The organism is Hominimerdicola alba, from assembly GCF_900109655.1.
GTDB lineage: Bacteria > Bacillota > Clostridia > Oscillospirales > Ruminococcaceae > Hominimerdicola > Hominimerdicola alba_B.
Genome location: NZ_FOAT01000023.1, coordinates 1 through 19,359 on the forward strand (window position 1 = coordinate 1; position 19,359 = coordinate 19,359).

Genomic DNA, 19,359 nt, shown 5'->3' on the forward strand with positions numbered 1-19,359 from the left:
CTGATCTATACCACCAATGCAATCGAAGGATTCAACCGTCAGCTTAGGAAAGTGACCAAAACAAAATCCGTATTTCCTACAGATGACAGCCTTTTCAAGATGCTGTATCTGGCTATGAAGGACATCACGAAAAAGTGGACGGGGCGTCGTCAGGACTGGAGCAGTATCTATGCTCAGCTTGTGATCTATTACGGAGACAGAATACCCGAATAATACTTTTATCTTGACAATCAAATAATCATGTGCTAATATGCTGATAAGACCGACTGCTTTCACAATCGGTCTCATCATATACTCTTTTATTACACTATTTGTAGTTTACACAGAATTTGGGATTGACTCGAGTTATACCCTTCAGCCTGCAGTAAGCCTCCATCTCGTATTCAGAAAGTATCTGTTTGCTGTCACAATAGGGACATACCAGTACCATGTTGTTAACATCAATATTTCTCTCGCCCATACAGTTCGGGCATTTGAGGTCAACTTCCATATGGCGGTCAGCCTGGGAAGCATAGCCTCTTCCGCTGTTGTCTCTGTTGTAAGTTTCATAATCTCCGTATGCCATTTTACTTCTCCTGTTCTTTATATGGATACTATAGTAAACTAAACCCTACTTCCATATGATAACATATTTTTATCCCAAATTCAACCTGTTTTTCCACTTTGTAACAATTAATCTTTACAAACTTGCCCTTGATATTTTATCTACAACGCACAAATAAAAACGTCTCCGTCCCAAAAGACGAAGGCGCTTTGAATTTGTTATTTACATTAAGACTGATCTGTAAATCAGTACAGCATCTTCTTGCCCTTTACGTGAGCAGCGATCTTTATGACGTCGGAAATGTTGATCTCACCGTCGCCGTTAACATCAGCAGCCTTCTGAGCAGCACCTGTCAGGAGCTTCCTGCCCTTTACGTGAGCTGCCACCTTTATGAGGTCGGTATTGTTGGCCTTACTGTTGCCATCCACATCTCCGGGCTTGTTTACATCCTCAGGTACGTCAACGATCGTCTCAGCATCAGCGTTCTCTGCTTCAGAAGTTTCAGCCTCTGCTGTTTCAGTGCCAGTAGTCTCTACATCTACAACTCCAACTTTTACAGAATCACTTTCAGAAGTAGTATCATTAGCGCATGCAGTCATAACTACCATAGAAACGGTCATAGCTGCAGCAGCCACAACTGCTACGCTCTTAGGATTCTTCATCGCAAATTCCTCCAAATTCATTAAAACAGGATTGCAAACAGACATCCCTGTCAATTCGCAATACCCATTTTAGCTTATCAGACCGTTTTTGTCAATACTTTGTAACCTTCATTCATCGTTTTAACGTACAGTTCAGTTAATCTATTAATAAATTTAATCATTATTGCCTAATGGTTGTTACAAAACCTCTTATCATTCGTATTTATTAATATTATGGTTATCCCTTTAGCATACCACTTCATACGTGGGTATACCAAACCATACGCTGGTATACCACACCATACGCCGGTATAATAATGAATAGTTATTTGAAATGTATTCTTCCCCCCGCCTTCGGCGAGGGGAAGAATACCGCCAGCTATTGATTTCACCTTTCAAAAGGTTGTATAAAATGGTGTGTCATTTTGAAAAAACATAATTAAAATCAATATCTACTCAGTTTTTTTCTTTTTTGGTATAAGTCCTGAAAGTCTTGATAACGAAGCTTGTGCCTGCATAAACAGGTCGTGAGCTTCCAGCTCGATCTCTTCTCTGCTGACCATCTCATGATGCTCTTCCGTCAGAAGTTCGGGTTCAGATACAGATTCAAGCGAAGATACGGTCTCCTCATCTGATATTGACTGTATTTCCGTTTCAGATTGCGGCTCCTGCTCCAATTCAAGCTCCCGGTCAATACACAGTTTTGTTTCCGAAATATACTTCTGCAGTAGCTTGGCTATCGCTTCGGATTCCGCCTCCGTTTCGGTTTCAGATTCAAACTCAGTTTCAGACTGCTGTTCGTTATCCGATCCTGACACAGGTTCAGAGTCAGGATCCGCATCAGACTCGGGCTGTGACTCGGGTTCTGTTTCAGGCTCCTGTTCGGGTATCATTTCAGGTTCGGGTTCCTGTTCAGTTTGAAGTTCACAGTCTGGTTCAGGCTGCAATTCAGGGTCAGGCTCAACCACAGATTCGATCGTCTGCTCGGGTATGATCTCGGGCTCCTGCTCCGGTTCAGGCTCTGATTCAGGCTCTGGCTCCAGCTCATATTCAGGCTGCTGTTCTGTCTTTGGTTCAGGTTCAGTCTTAGGCATAGGTACATCACCATATTCAGGCGGGAATACAGGCTTGCTTTTTCCGATGATAGCCTCAAGATCTATGGTGAGTATATCACTGAGCTCGTCCTTTTCCTCTTCATCCTCGTGATCTTCCAACATCTCAATAACATTCACGGTAGTGCCCACCGCGTCATGTCTTGTCAGCGCCGAAAGCTCCTCAAAATCAAGGAAAGGCTTTACACCTATTATAGATACATTGTCAGTGCTTCCGTTCAGCACCGCCAGTTTAGCCAGCGCCACCAGCTTTTCCGATATGGGCAGATCCATAGCGAGCCCTATCTCGAACTCGTTCTCACTGACAAAGTCCGAAAGACCGTCTGTAGTGATGATTATCATATCATCAGGTTCAGTACCGAATTCATTCACCAGAGGTGTCTGATCTATCTTAGGATCGCTCTGGGGGCTTCCCATGGCGGATATAACAGCGTCACGCTCCTCGGGGTCAAGTTCTTCCGCATTGTCGATCTCGCCCTTGCTGAACATATACTGTTCGTAGCTCTGATCCGTGGTCAGCTGCCTTATAGCACCGTTTACATACCTGTATATCCTGCTGTCACCCACATTTATACAAAGCCCCTTGCCGTCCTCGTCCACAGCAAAAGCACACAGGGTGGTCTGCATATTGGCAGAAGTCTTATCCTGAGTACTGCGCTTCTTTATCTTTCCGTGTATGGCCATAAGAGACTGTTTAAGATCGGTCTTTGAGGTGTAGCTCACCGATGCCAGCTCCTTCAGACAAAGACCCGCAGCTATCCCGCCTGCGTTCTCTTCGCCCATGCCGTCGCAGACCGCCGTGATGAACGGGGCGTCCAGCACCGCTTCACGGAAGCCATCATTTATGACCTCATTATTGACCAGCACAGCGTCTTCGTTATTTTTTTTCACGCTGCCTGTATCTGTATAACCATATATGTAATATCTCATAAGCATTCCCCAAATTATCACACACTTATTCTGCTGCACTCCGCCCTCGGGAACTCTCTATTTTCACTTCTCTGTCCATCGGCGATCGCATACTATTCCTTATATATTATATAATATCTCCGCCCCAAAAGTCAAGTGCTTTTTTGTAGATAATAGACTAAATCCTATATAGAGAATACACAAAAATTATCAAACATTTTATAATAATAACACAGCTTTTTATTCACATCACGTTAAAAGGCACTTTCGTCTTACGACAAAAGTGCCTTTGCATTATATTATATCCGTGCCTTTATCAAAAGTCAGTATCAAACCATACCATTCGCGTAGACTTAGGATCTATACGGTAGTCTTCAAAACTGAATTTTTCATCTGCAAAGTTACTGATATCCTTTATAGCATTTTTGATAGAAGGGTCATTGAATACCAGCAGCCAGTCGCCGTAGCACATAGTAACATCTATAACAGGGCTGAATTCCGAAGGGGTCTTGTAAGCCTTGCCCAGCGAGATATGTTCTTTCAGCTCGCTGTACTTCATGCCGACCTTAGCACCTCCCCTGCCCGGTATCTCAGCACCCGGCAGATATTCAACAGCATATACAAAAGTTTCACCCGGGATCTTTTCAAACTTCTTGCGGTCAACTTCATATCCGTCCTCTGTTTCTTTGAAGAGATTCATATTATCGGGTCTGAATACAAATCTTATATTCGGGAAGACCTCATCATTATACATAGCAGCACCTGCCGCCTGACCGATGCTGACCACTTCAACATCGTACTCTCCGTTCATAGCATCTTTCAGTCTTTCAAAAGAGTATGTAGGGTATAATACATCGCAGTTGCTTATAGCATAGGTGCAAACAGGGTCTATGCCGAGTTCTTCAAATGTGAACTCATCTGAACAAAGCGTATCCGGATTAATGCGCTTGTTCTTTACCGCTTTCTGTGCTGCCTCATCGTTGAAAACCAGATTCCATTTAACACCATCAATTGTAGTACGGATATTCGGTGAAAGCGTGCTGTTTTCGACTACAGCCTTGCCCAGACCAAGCTTTTTCTTCAGCTCGCTGTACTTCATGCCTACAACACAGCCTGTATCGCCTATTTTTCCGCCCTTTACTAACTGTACTTCCTGCACAGGGACTGTATCATTCATGCCCTTTTCAAACACATCTTTATCAAAGGTAAATACACCTGATTCGGTCATTTTCATGCAGTCTCTTCCTTTGGCGCCGAAGCAGAAATAGGTATTCGGGAATACATCAAAGTTATATACTGCCAAAACATCCATACCCGGCTGTCCTTCGTTGATAGTTGTCAGCTCATACTTTCCGCCCGTAGCCTTTTTAAACATTCCAAAATCGTATTCTACCAGCGCACGTTTTGTATTGACAGTATTATCCTTCAGGATCTTCTTGCCCTTTACGTGTGCTGCCACCGCCGTAACATCCGAGTTATTGATCCTTCCGTCACCGGTAACATCAGCCCTTGCACGCTTTTCACCGGTCAAAATCTTCTTGCCCTTAACGTGCGCAGCTATCATCATGAGATCCGTGGTGTTAACTTTTCCGTCTCCGCTGACATCGCCTTTCCGTGCCGAAGCAGTGATAGCACACATGCTGAACGCCATAGTCAGCGCTGTAATAAATGCTGCTGTTCTTTTCATCATCTGTCTCCTCCTGTAAAAAAATTTTACCGATACACGGTACTGTACTTTTTTATTATATAATTTCTTAACACTTTTGTCAAGTCTTAAATACACAAAAGCTAAAATCAAAAGGCACTTCTGCCAATAACATGACAAAAGTGCCTTACATCTTTTATTCAGCGCGTCTGCGTTAACGAATAAGGATTAGTTATTTACCAGCTTGTCCTCTTCGTTGTTCCAGCTGTACAGCTTTCTGATCTCAGTACCAACCTTCTCGGAAGGATGCTCAGCGTGAAGCTTTCTCATAGCCTTGAAGTGTACCTGAGAACCGGCATCGCTCATGTCAAGCAGGAACTCCTTAGCGAAGGAACCGTCCTGAATGTCAGAAAGAACCTTCTTCATAGCCTTCTTGGTGTCCTCAGTGATGATCTTAGGACCTGTGATGTAGTCGCCGTACTCAGCAGTGTTGGAGATGGAGTATCTCATGCCCTCGAAACCGGACTGATAGATCAGGTCAACGATGAGCTTCATCTCGTGGATGCACTCAAAGTAAGCATTTCTGGGGTCATAACCAGCCTCAACCAGTGTCTCGAAACCGCACTGCATCAGAGCACATACGCCGCCGCAGAGAACTGCCTGCTCACCGAACAGGTCTGTCTCGGTCTCGGTTCTGAATGTTGTCTCCAGAACGCCAGCTCTTGCGCCGCCGATACCCAGAGCGTAAGCCAGACCGATATCAGTTGCGTTGCCGGTAGCGTCCTGCTCAACAGCGATAAGGCAAGGAACACCCTTACCAGCCTGATACTCGCTTCTAACAGTGTGACCGGGTCCCTTAGGAGCGATCATAACGATGTTAACATCAGCGGGGGGAACGATGCAGCCGAAGTGGATATTGAAACCGTGAGCGAACATCAGTGTCTTGCCTGCTGTCAGGTTAGGAGCGATCTCGCTCTTGTACAGAGCAGCCTGCTTCTCATCGGGGATAAGTATCATGATAACGTCAGCCTTCTTGACTGCGTCAGCTACGCTAAGAACGTCCAGACCCTGCTTCTTAGCCTTTTCTGCGGACTTGGAGCCTGCATACAGACCAACAACAACGTCAATACCGCTCTCCTTCAGGTTCAGAGCGTGAGCGTGACCCTGTGAACCGTAACCGATAATAGCGACTGTCTTGCCCTTCAGTACATTAAGGTCGCAGTCCTGCTGATAATAGATCTTTGCATCTGCCATTTTAATTTCCTCCTAAAAATAATTTGGAATGATTTATATTTCCCTTTTTCCTAAATAAACAAAAGGGGAATCTACTTCTTTGCGCTGAAATACTCAGCACCTCTCTCAACAGCAACAGTTCCTGTCCTTGCCATTTCGAGTATGCCGTAAGGCTCGATTACCTTTTCAAATCTTTCAAGCCTGTCGTATCTGTCGCATATCTCCAGCGTCATTGTGGTAAGGGTGATATCCATTACCTTAGCGCCTGTGATCTCAGCGATAGTCATGATCTCACTGCGCTTGTCAGCAGGAGCACTGACCTTTACGATCATAAGCTCGCGTGCTACGAACTCGTCTCTGCCGAAGGTCTTGACCTTTATGACCTCGATCAGCTTGTTGAGCTGCTTCTCGATCTGCTCGACAGTATGCTCGTCGCCGTCAGCAACGATGGTTATTCTCGATATCGATTCATCATTGGTAGGACCTACCGCCAGACTTTCGATATTGAATCCTCTTCTTGAAAACAGACCGGATATCCTTGAAAGAACACCGCTGTGGTTCTCAACGAGAACAGAAATGGTATGTTTCATATCATGACCTCCGTTTTTTAGCGGAAATTTATTCCACACTAAATTATTATACTATCATATTATGGCTATTTCTTTAAAATTATCAGACCAAATCATTAACGAGAAAATTTAGTCAATTATCACAGTAAATCATACTTGTTATGGCGTGATAAAGTGCTGATATATAAATATTACACAAATACCGCACCTCATCAAGCCTTATGCACCGTTCTCCATCAGGGGTGCAAGCACTTCCATGCACTCCCTTATGCTGTAAGCCGAGTATACCTGACCCTGATATTCCAGATCAGCCATGCCGTTGCCCACCAGCGAGAGCACCTCTCTCAGCTGACCGCACTCGTTGTCCGTCAGCACCAGAGTATGCTCACCTCTCTCCGAGAGCCATTCCAGCACTCTGCCATTGACAGCCCCTGCCTTGGTTATGACAGGATCACCGTTCTTAGCCTGATCCAGCACCATCAGCCCGAACTTAATCGAAGATGCCAGACAGGTTATGCAGCCCTTGCCCTTGGGCGTTATTACCGCATAGTCCCCTGTCCTGCGGGAATTATCCAGCTCAGCCATCAGCCGTGCCGACATCTCGTCAGCGAAAGGCTCTTCCTTTTCAAGGCTGTTCAGCCTTTTTTCAAATTGCCTGTCTATCTCGGCTTCATCTCTCAGTGAGATAAGCCCTACCAGCAGCCCCCAATCATAGTCGCTTCCGTAACTGAGTATCCTGTAATGCAGCATATCCCACCTCTTAAAGCGTCGGGAAATCCTTGTCAACGACTACCTCGCATACCAGCATACCTTTCTCGGTAGCCAGCGCCTCGATAGCCTTGTCCTCTGACTTCTTGTCCGTTACCCTTATAGCAGGTATGCCGTAAGCCGCTGCAAGCTTCACAAAATCGGGCGAACCATCAAGGAAGACAGCCATCTGCCTGTCATTGTAGCCCTTTGTCTGCAATTCTCTAACCATGCCAAGCCTTGTATTCGTGAAGACTACCACCTTGACATCAACGCCGTACTGCACCGCAGTTGCCAGTTCCATCATATTCATCTGGAAACCGCCGTCACCGCATATAGCTACGGTTATACGGCTCTCGTCCGCCATTTTAGCGCCTATGGCACAAGGCAGAGAATAGCCCATAGTACCCATTCCGCCCGATGTCAGGAAGCGGCCGCCCTTTTTGAACTGATATCTGCTTGTCCATATCTGGTTCTGTCCGACGTCAGCGCAGATGTTAACATCCGCAGGCATACGCTCCGAAAGTCTCTGCAAGAACTCCTTCGGATTGACTGTACCCTTAACAGGCTTTGTAAACTCCGCAGGAACGCGCTTTTCAGCGATATGCGCCAGCCATTCGGTGTGGTCTGCATTTCCCTCGGGGTGCTTTTCCAGATAATCCAGCATCTGCCTGAGAACTGTCTTAGCATCGCCTACCAGCGGCAGGTCTGCACCGATGTTCTTGCCTATCTCTGCAGGGTCGATATCTATGTGAAGTATCTTAGTGTCCTTTTCAAGCTCCAGTGGAGTTTTCACCGCACGGTCGCCAACACGTGCGCCCACCAGGAACAGGGTATCACAAGCGTTCACAGCGTAATTCGCCAGCTTTGTGCCGTGAGTACCTATCATGCCCACATACAGAGGATCTTCGTCCGCAAAAACGGATATACCCATCATGGTCGTGATAACAGGTATGTTCAGCTTCTTTGAAAGCTCAACTACCTCAGCCTGGGCATTTGAAGCAAACACACCGCCGCCGATGCAGATAAGGGGCTTTTCAGCTGTTCTCAGCGCCTCGGTGACTCTCTTAACCTGCAAAGCGTTGCCCTTGCCTGTGGGCTTGTAGCTGCGTATCTCGCACTTTTTGGGATATTTGAAATCCACTGTCATCTTCTGAACGTCCATAGGAACATCTATCAGCACAGGACCGGGTCTGCCAGTACCTGCGATGTAGAAAGCTTCCTTGAACACTCTGCCCACATCAGCGGGGTCTTTAAGAAGATAGCTGTGCTTGACAAAGGGTTCAGCCGCACCTGTAACGTCAGCCTCCTGAAAAACGTCGGATCCTATCTGGTCGGTATTTACCTGACCTGTTATGCAGACTATCGGTATCGAATCCGCATAAGCCGTAGCGATGGCTGTAATCAGGTTCACCGCACCGGGACCCGAAGTCGCTATACAGACCGCAGGCTTTCCCGATATCCTTGCATAACCGCTGGCAGCATGACCGCCGTTGGCTTCATGCCTTACCAGAACGTGTTTTATATCCTTTTCAGCGTCAAGCAGAGCATCGTAAAACGGGCAGATAGCCGCACCGGGGTAGCCGTAGACGACCTTTATCTCCTCTGCCTTCAAACATTCGACCATAGCCTGACTAACTGTCATTTTCATAAAGACTACCTCCTTTTTCCGCTGTTTTTCGGGTATTACCCAAGGCACAGCACATTGTCGGGAAATTAGTCATTCCCTACAATAAAATATTTATATAATTATAACATATTTCCCACGTTTAGTCAACCCACCCAAACTGCATCCGAGCGGCTTTCAAATCGCCGCAAAACCGCCTAAATACGCCAAAATGAGCAGGAATATCAACATTCCCACCCATTAAAAATCTTATCTTGCATATGCAATTATTTCCAAGCCACCGCAAACAGCCATGATACCACAAAAAAGGCGGGAACAACAATATTCCCGCCCTTAGATCTTATAGCATTTGCCGCCCATCAAAGTCAGCATCGATAATAGGACTAATCGTCGTTGGGATCGGCTTCCTTTTTGGAGTCCGCTTCCTTCTTTGAACTTTCGTCCTCTTTCGCTTCCTCAGCCTTTGAGCTTTCGGTCTTCTTTTCAGACTCGGCTTTCGAGCTCTCGTCCTTCTTGTCCTTGTTGGTCTCAACAACGGTGATGGTATCCTCGTCCTTATCTACCAGAGGTCTTTTGCCGCTATTGGGGTCAATGGTCAGATCCAGATAATTGATAGGATTCAGCACATAGCCCTGATACCTTATCTCCAGATGCAGATGATCGCCCGTGGAATAACCTGTAGTGCCCATCAGTCCGATAAGATCGCCCTGTCTTACCACATCACCGGGTTCAACTAGTACCTTGGTCAGATGACCGTACAGCGTAAGGAAATCATTTCCGTGATCGATGATGATGAAGTTTCCGTAACCGCCGCCGCAGCCGCAGGATTCATACTTGCCGTAATCGTGAGTGCAGGTGGTATTCGTCATGATGACTGTACCTGTCTCACAGGCGTGTATCTCGTAGCCGTGATCGCCGTTGATATCGATGCCCTTGTGGTAAGTGCCCCAACGTGCGCCAACGCCCGAGTTTATGGTATAATCCTGAGGAACAGGCCATGCAAAGGTGTAGGTCGGCTCATTTTCGGGTATCTCCTCGCCGTCCTTTACACGCTGTTTGATGTTCTCATGAAGCTCTTTCAGCTTCTCGTTGGCAAGCTCTTCTGTTGCCGCAACTTCCTCATCGAAAGGCACAGCGCCGATAGTGGGCTTCAGTATCGCACCAAGGCTCTCAGCGGTCTTTATCTTCTCCAGATTGAACTGAGCTTCCTGCTCTTTCAGCTTCTTCTGCTTTTCTCTCAGAAGTTCCTTAGCCTGTGATGATGAATTGTATATCTCATCAAGCTTGGCTTTCTTCGCATCAAAAAGCGCATACTGCTTGTCAAGTTCAGCCTGCTGTTTATCAAGATGCGCCTGCTTCACCTGGCAGTTCTCCTGCAAAGCGTAAAGCTCTTCAATTATGTGGTCATCATGTGCCGCTACGCGCTTGATAAGCTCCATGCGCATGAGGATATCATAAAAACTGTTGGATTCCAGCAGTACCGTGGTATAAGAATCAGTGCCCGAAAGATACAGCGCCCTCATCCTCATTTTAAGACGTTCAACGCCGTCTTCGATATTGCCGTTTATACGGTCAAGCTCACGCTTGTTGCTATTTACCTGAAGCTCCAGCACCGACATGGACCTGTTGAGGATATACAGCTCGTTATCCAGTTCTTCCGTGCGCTTCTTGATGCTCTTGAGCATCTTTTCTTCTTCACGTATAGCGGTCTCCGCATCGGATATCTCAACTTTCAGCGCCGACTGCTTTCCGATGATATATCTGAGATCCTCAGCGTGCTTTGTGACCTCGCTTTTTCCTGTGTAAGCCCCGCTGTCCGCAGGAGTCTCCGTCACAGTTGTATCATCCGTCGTCCCCGACTGTCCGTTATCCGTCCATGTCTGGTTGGGGTCGGTCCAGGTCTGATTCGGGTCTGTCCAACCGTAGTCGCCGCTGTAGCCATAGTCGCCGCTGTAACCGTAATCATCTCCGCTGTACCCATAATCATCACTGTAACCGTAGTCACCGCTGTAGGTATCATAGCCATAGCCGCCGCTGTAGTCGTAGTTAGTATATCCGCCGTAGTCATAGCCGTAATCATAACCGTAGTCATAATCCGCACTGACCTTCTCAGCGTTTATACCGCTGCTGACCGCGGTAAACGTTATGCAAACCGCCGCCGACAGCGACAGTATCCTAATAAAGCCCTTACGCCTGCTCATTTTACACTCCTTTTAGGTGAAAAGAAGAAGCTGAAAACATCATAGCGGCATATTATCTATGCCGCTTGATACTAACAGAAATAATTATACATAGTTAGAGGGGTCAACCTGTGACATATAACCGCCCATATCTACCTGTACCTCGAAATGGGTGTGAGGTCCGGTAGAATGTCCTGTAGAGCCGACATAACCGAGTACCTGCTCCTTTTCTACGTGCTGACCAACAGATACGATGATATTGTTTGCATGACCGTAAAGTGTCCACTTTCCATCGGGATGCTCAATAATGCAGTATCTGCCGTATCCGCCGCCGCAGCCGCAAGAGTAGTTCTTGCCGTAATCGTGAGTACAATAGTTCTCAACTCTTATGACTGTACCTTCCTCAGCCGCAACTATCTCTGCATTGTATATCTGGCTGTCATAGATATCTATACCCTTGTGGTTGCCGTAAAGGGAACCGGAGTTACGCCAGCCAAATCCAAAGGATATATTATAGTGACCGGGTACAGGCCATGTCAGATTTGACTTAGAGTTGGTGTAGCCGTAAGCCGCGTTCTTGCCCACCGATGGTGCCGGTGTGGGAGGAACGTACTCGCCGCTGTCATCGTCGTCCGATCCGCCGTTATCTACGTCAACAGTCTTGCTTCCGCCATTATCGGAATCATCATCGTCCGAACCGTCATCCTGAGAGTCGTTATTATCCTGCTCGGCATTCTTGGCATTTTCCTCCTGCTGACGCTTTTCAGCTTCCTCGCGTGCCTTTTCCTCTTCTTCCTTTTTCCTGCGTTCTTCTTCCTGACGAGCCTTTTCCTCGTCAGCCTTTTTCTTTGCTTCAGCCTTGATCGCCTGACGCTCCTTATAGAGGTCTTTAAGATCCTCCTCGAACTGCTCTCTCTCCTGCTCGATTATAGCAAGATTATTCTCATACAGTTCCTTATTCTCACTCATCTTATCGATACTGATCTGGCTCTCGGAAACAAGCTGAGCAAGTTTATCCCTTTGCTTTTCATTAGCTTCCTTCTGTGTTTCAAGATCAGCCTGCTTAACTTCCAGTTCAGTCTTCTGTGCATTGAGTTCAGCCTCATCTGCTTCATACTGATTCTTCAGTTCGATAAGATCATCTATCATATTATCATCGTGCTCAGCAACTCTCTTGACCAGCTCCATCTTCATGAGCATATCATAAAAGTCCGATGCACCGATGATGATATCCGAATATGTATTATTGCCTGCAACGTACATAGCCTTGAGCCTTACCTTGAAATCGCTCACGCCCTGTACTATCTGCTCGTGCTGTTCAGCTACCTGAACTTCCTTATCCGCAATGGAATCCTCCAGCGCAGATATCTCGTCCTGTGTTTCAGCTATAGACTCATTCAGTGCGAGTATAGTCTTCTGCACTGTAGCTATCTGCTCCTCGATAGCTTCCTTGTTTTCCTGCTCAGCAGAGATATCATCCTTGGTATCGGCAATTTTCTTGTCCAGTTCTTCCTGCTTAGCTATAAGTTCATCGATGTTCTTCTTCTTAGCAGCGATGTCCTTGTAATTATCCTGAAGCTCCGCACTGCTTAAAGCATGACCGCGGTCAGCATTGATCATACCGCTTCCGGCACCTGAAAAAGCTGAGGCGCAGATCATAACAGCTGCAGTACAAGCCGCTGCTTTCTTAAAGCCTGTCAGTTTGCTCATTTTGAATTCCTCCGTGGGTACTGCGGCTCTTTTTCTCTTTTTTACCGCAGAATTTTTACACAAAACGTCGATTTTTTTGCTTCCTCAGTAAACTGCCAAAACAGTCACTAAAGAAAAAGGCAGAAAACGATCGACCCCGTCCCCTGCCTGATCTGTCAATTCGATAAGCGTTTTATCTCCCTTATTACGCTTAACAATATTACACCTTGAGGTGTTTGCCGGTACTGATAGAAGTTCCGACCGCGCCGATAACAGCGCCTGCTGCAAGATAAGATATACTTACGGGGAACAGCAGTTCCTTGAAAGAATAGAGCTTCTTCATACCCATGATGACCCATATTACAGAATCATCACTGAAGATGTTATATACACCCTCATAAGCAAATTTAGTCATCAGCAGCGCACCGATAGCCGCAACCAGACCAACTATCATGCCCTCCACAAAGAAAGGTATCCTTATGAAAGCATTGGTCGCGCCGACGTACTTCATTATATTTATCTCCTTGCGTCTTGCAAAAACGCTTGCTCTGGTGGTGTTGGAGATAATTACCAGACTTACAACGACAAGTGCCGACACAACAGCCAAAGCTATTATCGAGAATATCCTTCTGATACTGATAAGCACATCTGCAAAAGATGTAGGCGACTGTGTAGACTCAACATAGTCAAGTGTTTCTATCTGAGCTGTAGTATCGCTCATTATCTCAATATCCTTGACTGTCAGTCTGTAAGTGTCGGGCAGAGGGTTCTCGTCTGCATACTTGAAGAATGCGCGTTCTTCCTCTGTCATACTGTCGAGCATACCTTCCCAGGCTTCTTCCTTGGTGTAAAGTTCTATCGAATTCACATTAGGTATAGCCTTGAGATGCTCTTTCAGTTCCTTTTCGTTTTCTTCGGTAGCATTGTCGCTGATAACGACAACTACCTCACTCTTGTCTTCGATACCGCTGATTATCCTCGTCAGATTTATTGCGGTAAGACTCGCCAGACCTACCATAAGCAGGCTGACAAGCAGTATACAGAACGAAGCGAAAGTCATCATTCTGTTTTTCCATATACCTGTAACTCCCTGATTGACAAGGTAACGAAGGCTGCTAGCTTTCATTCTGCACACCTCCTACTACCTCATCGAAATCAATGTTGCCCTTATTGATGTTGATGATACGTCCACCGAAATAACGCACCAGATCATGCTCGTGGGTAACCATCAGTATGGTAGTGCCGCACTCATTGATGCTCTTCAGCAGCTCGACTATCTCGTAAGAAAGCGCAGGGTCGATGTTACCCGTAGGCTCGTCCGCGATTATCAGCTGGGGATCGTTGACAAGTGCTCTTGCCAGCGCCACACGCTGCTGCTCACCGCCCGAAAGCTCGGTAGGATAACACTTAGCCTTGTCCGAAAGTCCCACAAGGCTTATTACATAAGGTACTCTGCTCCTGATATACTTAGCGGGAGCGTCTATAACACGCAGCACGAATGCCACGTTCTCATATACCGTCATAGTGGGTATAAGTCTGAAATCCTGGAATACAACGCCGATAGTTCTTCTCAGCGCAGGTACTTTGCCTCTTCTGAGTTTTTTCAGATTGAAGCCGTTTACCAGAACAGTTCCGCTGGTCGCATCTATTTCTTTAAGTACCAGCTTGATAAGGGTGGATTTACCCGCACCCGAGGGTCCGACCACGAAAGCGAAATCGCCGTCGTTGATCTTGAGATTGATCTTGTTTAACGCATCGACACCACTGGAATTATAGGTGACCGACACATCCTGAAACTCTACCAAAATTTTACACCGCCTTAAAGTTTACGGACATGACTGCCCGTACCCACAGGCTTTTCCTTAGAATTTGACGGGGTTGGCGGAGAGATACTTCTTCACCATAAGTGCGATCTTGAAAATGATCGCGTGGTCAAACTCTCTCAGGTCGAGCCCGGTGAGTTTTTTGATCTTTTCAAGTCTGTACACGAGAGTATTTCTGTGTACGAACAGTTTTCTCGAAGTCTCGGACACGTTCAGGTTGTTCTCGAAGAACTTCTGTATAGTGAACAGTGTCTCGTGATCGAGAGAATCTATCGAGCCCTTCTTGAATACTTCCTTCAGGAAAGTCTCGCACAGGGTAGTAGGCAGATGGTATATCAGCCTAGCGATACCCAGATCATCGTAGGAAACGATATTCTTATCAGTGTCGAATACCTTGCCGACTTCCAGAGATACCTGAGCTTCCTTGAAAGAACGCGCAAGATCCCTGACGCCCTCGATAACAGTACCGATGCCGACATTGACTCTTGTATAGAATTCGCTTGAAAGAGTATCCGAGATACTTCTTGCCAGCTTTTCCAGATCCTTTGTCTCAACACCTGCAGCGACTTCCTTTACCAGAACGATATCGCTCTCAGTGATATTGAAGACAAAATCCTTGTTCTTGTCGGGGAACAGGTTCTGGATAACATCGTATGCAGATACATCGTTGGAAGAAACGATCCTGATCAGCAGAACGACTCTGGAGATATCAGAGCTGAAGTGCAGCTCTCTCGCCTTTACATGAACATCACCGGGCAGAACATTGTCCAGTACAACGTTCTTGATGAAGTTGTTTCTGTCGTACTTCTCATCATAATACTGCTTGATGCTGGACAGAGTGATAGCCAGTATGCTCGCATACTTTGCTGCCACCTCGTCAGTGCCTTCAACGAATACAGCATAATCGGGCTTCATGTGAGCGCCGAAAGGCTTGTAGGTGTAGCCGTCACGCACAAAGATATCATGGGAGTCTCCCAGATCGAGCGAAACGAACTCATTAGTTGTACCTACCTGTGCCAGTTCCGAGCAGGCGATTATGGTCGCAGTCTCGTCAATTACACCGATAACGCAGTCGATGGTGTCTCGCATCTGATGAACAACGCTTTGAAATAATCTGTTTGACATAATTTGATCCCCTCTACTTGCAAATTTTATTGTCGTGTTTCGTTTTGCCTTTTTCAGGCAGAACATTCGCTTACAATAATTATAACAAAAAAATTAGGATTTTGCAAGTCTTTTATAGTAAAAAGCGTAGATTTCTCAAAAAAACTTTTCACTTTGACCGAAATCACCCATTCGAGCTTTCGATATGTTACAAATTGTAACATATTTTTCGCCCGAATGTGTGAATATATTGTAAAATCGAAAGTTCCATTGTGTATTTTCAACAAATTCAGCCAATGAATTTCTACATAAGCGAAACTATTTTGTAACCATTGAACATTTTGTTGATAAGCATCAAATAAGGCGCATTTTTACAAAAAAACAGACTGCCGCGCGGACAGTCTGTCAATTTTATTCAGATCGAAATTATCTTGCTTCCTCAGCGAAGCCGCTGTCAACCAAATCAACCAGACCCTTTACAGCTTCTTCCTCGTCAGCGCCGTCAGCGATGATCTTGATAGTAGTACCGCCAACGATACCCAGTGAAAGAATACCCAGCAGGCTCTTAGCGTTTACTCTTCTGTCCTCTTTCTCTATCCAGATGGACGACTTGAACTCGTTAGCCTTCTGAATGAAGAATGTAGCAGGACGAGCGTGCAGACCTACCTGATTCTGAACAACAACAGTATTCTGTAACATGATGCGATCTCTCCAATCCCTATTAGTTAATAAAACATTTTCACAGTCCCTATTATGAGTGTGGGAGTTTTTTCCCCCTGTTCATGTAATATATTATACCCGACAACGTCCCTTTAGTCAACGCAAATTTTGAACAAACCACCGTCGCGAGTGTGATTTTCGTAAGTTTCAACCATAAAAGGTTAACAATTGTCAATATACATAGTTTAAACTATACAATAAGTCAATATATTTTGTATCATTCTGTCCAAAGCTTTTTAACATCTTTATCAGTTATGCCCAATACATCCCCCATGGTTATTTGTCAAAATCGACGACTTTGTGTATTATTGCCAAATCTTCATCTGTCAGTTCAAGCTTTTCCAAAAGCTCGGGACGCTTCTTCGCAGTAGTGATAAGAGCCTGTTCATGACGCCATTTTTTGATGTTTGCGTGATGTCCCGAAAGCAGTATCTCAGGCACTCTCATATCGTGCCAAACCTCGGGTCTTGTGTACTGCGGATACTCCAGCAGACCATTATAATGGCTCTCGTCCTCGTAGCAGTCGGGCTGGGAAAGAGTACCATCAAGCATACGCACAACAGCGTCAACAAGCACCAGCGCAGGGAGCTCGCCGCCCGTGAGCACATAGTCACCGATGGATATTTCTTCATCGACCAGTGTTTCGATGATACGCTCGTCAACGCCCTCGTAATGTCCGCAGAGTATAAATATATTATCCATCGCAGCCAGCTCTCTGCATCTCTGCTGAGTAAGCGTTTTGCCCTGTGGTGACATATATATCACATGGGGCTTCTCGCGACCCTCTGTCACCGCCTCATAGCAGTTGAATATGGGGTCACACTGCATCAGCATACCCTTCTGCTCACTGTAGGGCGTATCATCGACCCTCCTGTGCTTATCCTTAGTATATGCACGTATGTCGTGACACTTCACAGTGAATATATCCTTTGCTCTCGCCCTGCCCACTATGCTCTGTGAAAGATAATTCTCCAGCATTTCGGGAAAAAGCGTAGCGATATCTATATTCATCTTATTTCCTCCGCATCGTCAAAAAGTCCCTCCAGCGGAGTTATCTTCATAACGCCACCCTCAACGTCCGTTTCTGCGATGACCGAGGGTATGGCAGGAATGTAGTACATCTTCCCGCTCTCGCTTTTAATATGGTATACATCATTGGCACCTGTCTCGCTGACTTCCGTAAGCACACCGTATTTCCTGCCGCTGTTCAGGTCAATGACTTTCAGACCTATCAAGTCCTGCACGAAATAAGTATCCTCGCCCAGCTCAACATCTTCCCTGTCAAGATAAAGCACGCGGTTGCGTATCTTCTGGGCTTCTTCCACAGAATCCACGCCCTTTATCTTCATAACAACTATATTCTTCTGAACTCTCGCACGCTCAACTTCAACGGGAGTACCGCTTTTGTAGTACAGCGTATCGAACTCGCAGAGAAAATCGGGGGTATCGCACCAGGGCTGTACCTTGACCTCGCCTTTCAGTCCGAATACCGATACTATCTTTCCCGCTTCAAGCAGTTTATTCATGAAATCACTTCCTTATATAATTGTATATCCGTTAGCCGATCTTACCAGCCCATCACGCTCTTTATCTCAGCAGTAAGAGCTTCTGCCGCCTTGGTATGGGTGGTCTCGGTGGGGTGATAATCCGCCGCAAGTCCGTCCTCGGGCTTCTGGGGTTCAAGGTGGAAAGCGGAGATATTAGTATCCCCTGTTTCGGCGCTGTAATCAGCGACCGCCTGTTCAACGCAGGGATAGAGCGCATCGCCCATTATGCCCAGCACGCAGAGTATCCTTGAATCGGGGTTGTTTTTGCGGACGGTCTTCAGGAACTCAACGTAGCCTGCAACATAAGCCGCACGCTTTTCTTCATCGGTCTTGCAGTAGCTTTCATCGTTGGTACCGAGATTAATCACCACCAGGTCGGGCTGATAACGTCCGAAATCCCAGTCAACGGACTGCGCTTCAACATCGTTAAAGCCGCCGTAGGAGAATGCCTGCTTTTCATAGTAAAGAGGTATCTGCTGTTCGGGATGCTGAGTACCGTCACCTGTCCAGCCCGAGATTATGCCCCAGCCGCTGATGGAGAACATACTGTAATCCGCACCCAGAGCCTGTGCAGTTTTATAGGCATATGCCTTGGTGACGTCCTCGGTGGATGTTGCAAAGGTATGTGTCGGTTCTTCATCATCAACGCCGTAGCCGCAGGTTATGGAATCACCTATGAATTCTATCTTGTGGGGTTTGGCTTCAGTAGGCTTGATGGATGCGCCACCCTCAAGATTGATGGGCAGTATGCCGAAGCAGGACATGGCAGTTTCGGAAAGCTTTACTATCTTAACGGTCTTTGTGACCTCGGTATCGCCCTGTATGGGAGAATACTTTTTGATGTTGTCATTGAGCATATCATCCACAACACGCTCGCCGTCCACATATATCGCCAACCTTGAATAATGCTCTCTGGGACCTGTGGAAGTCACCTTATCGCTCTCGATCAGGATATCGAGATTCTTGCCTGTAAATTCAAATTCAGCGCCCGAACCGCTGAGTGCGCACCACAAAGTTCCCTCATCGTTGAGATAAGTTCTGCCTATGAGCTTTGCGTTTTCTTCCGTGAGCCTTGTACCTTTCATACCCTTTTCCTCCGTGACCTGACTGCTTGATGTGCTGTCTTTTTCATCGCTGACGCTCTTGCCGCAGCCCGTGGCAAAAATGCTCAGCGCAAGCGCACACAGCATTATAACCGATCTCTTTTTCATAAATACTCTCCTGTCATTTACCCTTAAACAGCGCCCTTTCATCATAACGCTTGGTCTA

General features: G+C 46.3%; 18 protein-coding genes. 1 reads left to right on the top strand and 17 read right to left on the bottom strand.

The annotated features are described in order from the left end of the window. A partial coding sequence (locus tag BMY75_RS15965; RefSeq protein WP_139199866.1) for a transposase occupies positions 1-213 on the top strand: 213 nt, incomplete at its 5' end. A gap of 94 nt (positions 214-307) precedes the next feature. Here the strand turns inward: BMY75_RS15965 and BMY75_RS18120 are convergent. The 17 genes from BMY75_RS18120 to BMY75_RS16050 form a co-directional block, all read right to left on the bottom strand. Then, positions 308-565: a hypothetical protein gene (locus BMY75_RS18120; RefSeq protein WP_170844328.1), complete on the bottom strand. Its 258-nt coding sequence runs from the start codon at positions 563-565 to the stop codon at positions 308-310. 224 nt (positions 566-789) lie between these two features. Next, a complete protein-coding gene (locus BMY75_RS15975; RefSeq protein ID WP_074835864.1) occupies positions 790-1,206 on the bottom strand; it encodes a dockerin type I repeat-containing protein in 417 nt (138 codons plus the stop codon). A gap of 431 nt (positions 1,207-1,637) precedes the next feature. Then, the gene (locus BMY75_RS15980) at positions 1,638-3,227 is read right to left on the bottom strand and encodes a protein phosphatase 2C domain-containing protein (protein ID WP_170844330.1); all 1,590 of its coding nucleotides are present in this window, start codon (positions 3,225-3,227) and stop codon (positions 1,638-1,640) included. Between the two features lie 295 nt (positions 3,228-3,522). Continuing rightward, a complete protein-coding gene (locus BMY75_RS15985) occupies positions 3,523-4,896 on the bottom strand; it encodes a dockerin type I repeat-containing protein (RefSeq protein WP_074835870.1) in 1,374 nt (457 codons plus the stop codon). A 183-nt stretch (positions 4,897-5,079) separates the two neighbouring features. Further along, on the bottom strand, positions 5,080-6,105 hold the full coding sequence (gene ilvC / locus BMY75_RS15990; protein WP_074835872.1) for a ketol-acid reductoisomerase: 1,026 nt from the start codon (positions 6,103-6,105) through the stop codon (positions 5,080-5,082). Positions 6,106-6,176: 71 nt separating this feature from the next. Continuing rightward, complete coding sequence (gene ilvN, locus BMY75_RS15995) at positions 6,177-6,674, bottom strand: acetolactate synthase small subunit (RefSeq protein ID WP_013497241.1); 498 nt, start codon at positions 6,672-6,674, stop codon at positions 6,177-6,179. Positions 6,675-6,872: 198 nt separating this feature from the next. Then, positions 6,873-7,403 carry a hypothetical protein gene (locus BMY75_RS16000; protein ID WP_074835875.1) on the bottom strand — a complete coding sequence of 177 codons (531 nt, stop codon included), beginning with the start codon at positions 7,401-7,403 and terminating at the stop codon, positions 6,873-6,875. Between the two features lie 10 nt (positions 7,404-7,413). After that, positions 7,414-9,051, bottom strand: coding sequence for a biosynthetic-type acetolactate synthase large subunit (gene ilvB, locus BMY75_RS16005; RefSeq protein WP_074835878.1), 1,638 nt, complete (start codon positions 9,049-9,051; stop codon positions 7,414-7,416). Between the two features lie 359 nt (positions 9,052-9,410). After that, positions 9,411-11,228, bottom strand: a complete 1,818-nt coding sequence (locus tag BMY75_RS16010; protein ID WP_074835881.1) for a peptidoglycan DD-metalloendopeptidase family protein — start codon at positions 11,226-11,228, stop codon at positions 9,411-9,413. Positions 11,229-11,312: 84 nt separating this feature from the next. Then, positions 11,313-12,917 (bottom strand): murein hydrolase activator EnvC family protein, encoded by a 1,605-nt coding sequence (locus BMY75_RS16015; protein WP_074835885.1) that lies wholly within the window; start codon positions 12,915-12,917, stop codon positions 11,313-11,315. Positions 12,918-13,116: 199 nt separating this feature from the next. Next, on the bottom strand, positions 13,117-14,022 hold the full coding sequence (ftsX, locus tag BMY75_RS16020) for a permease-like cell division protein FtsX (protein WP_074835888.1): 906 nt from the start codon (positions 14,020-14,022) through the stop codon (positions 13,117-13,119). Beyond that, positions 14,012-14,701: a cell division ATP-binding protein FtsE gene (gene ftsE, locus BMY75_RS16025; protein ID WP_074835890.1), complete on the bottom strand. Its 690-nt coding sequence runs from the start codon at positions 14,699-14,701 to the stop codon at positions 14,012-14,014. Before ftsE ends, ftsX begins: the two co-directional genes overlap by 11 nt. A 57-nt stretch (positions 14,702-14,758) precedes the next feature. Beyond that, on the bottom strand, positions 14,759-15,844 hold the full coding sequence (locus tag BMY75_RS16030; RefSeq protein ID WP_024858792.1) for a PucR family transcriptional regulator: 1,086 nt from the start codon (positions 15,842-15,844) through the stop codon (positions 14,759-14,761). 405 nt (positions 15,845-16,249) lie between these two features. After that, the gene (locus tag BMY75_RS16035) at positions 16,250-16,522 is read right to left on the bottom strand and encodes an HPr family phosphocarrier protein (RefSeq protein WP_013499335.1); all 273 of its coding nucleotides are present in this window, start codon (positions 16,520-16,522) and stop codon (positions 16,250-16,252) included. 297 nt (positions 16,523-16,819) lie between these two features. Next, positions 16,820-17,554 (bottom strand): tRNA (guanosine(37)-N1)-methyltransferase TrmD, encoded by a 735-nt coding sequence (gene trmD / locus BMY75_RS16040; RefSeq protein WP_074835892.1) that lies wholly within the window; start codon positions 17,552-17,554, stop codon positions 16,820-16,822. After that, positions 17,551-18,069 (bottom strand): ribosome maturation factor RimM, encoded by a 519-nt coding sequence (gene rimM, locus BMY75_RS16045; RefSeq protein WP_074835895.1) that lies wholly within the window; start codon positions 18,067-18,069, stop codon positions 17,551-17,553. Before rimM ends, trmD begins: the two co-directional genes overlap by 4 nt. 41 nt (positions 18,070-18,110) lie before the next feature. Beyond that, complete coding sequence (locus tag BMY75_RS16050) at positions 18,111-19,301, bottom strand: SGNH/GDSL hydrolase family protein (RefSeq protein WP_081350594.1); 1,191 nt, start codon at positions 19,299-19,301, stop codon at positions 18,111-18,113. Between the last annotated feature and the right edge of the window lie 58 nt (positions 19,302-19,359).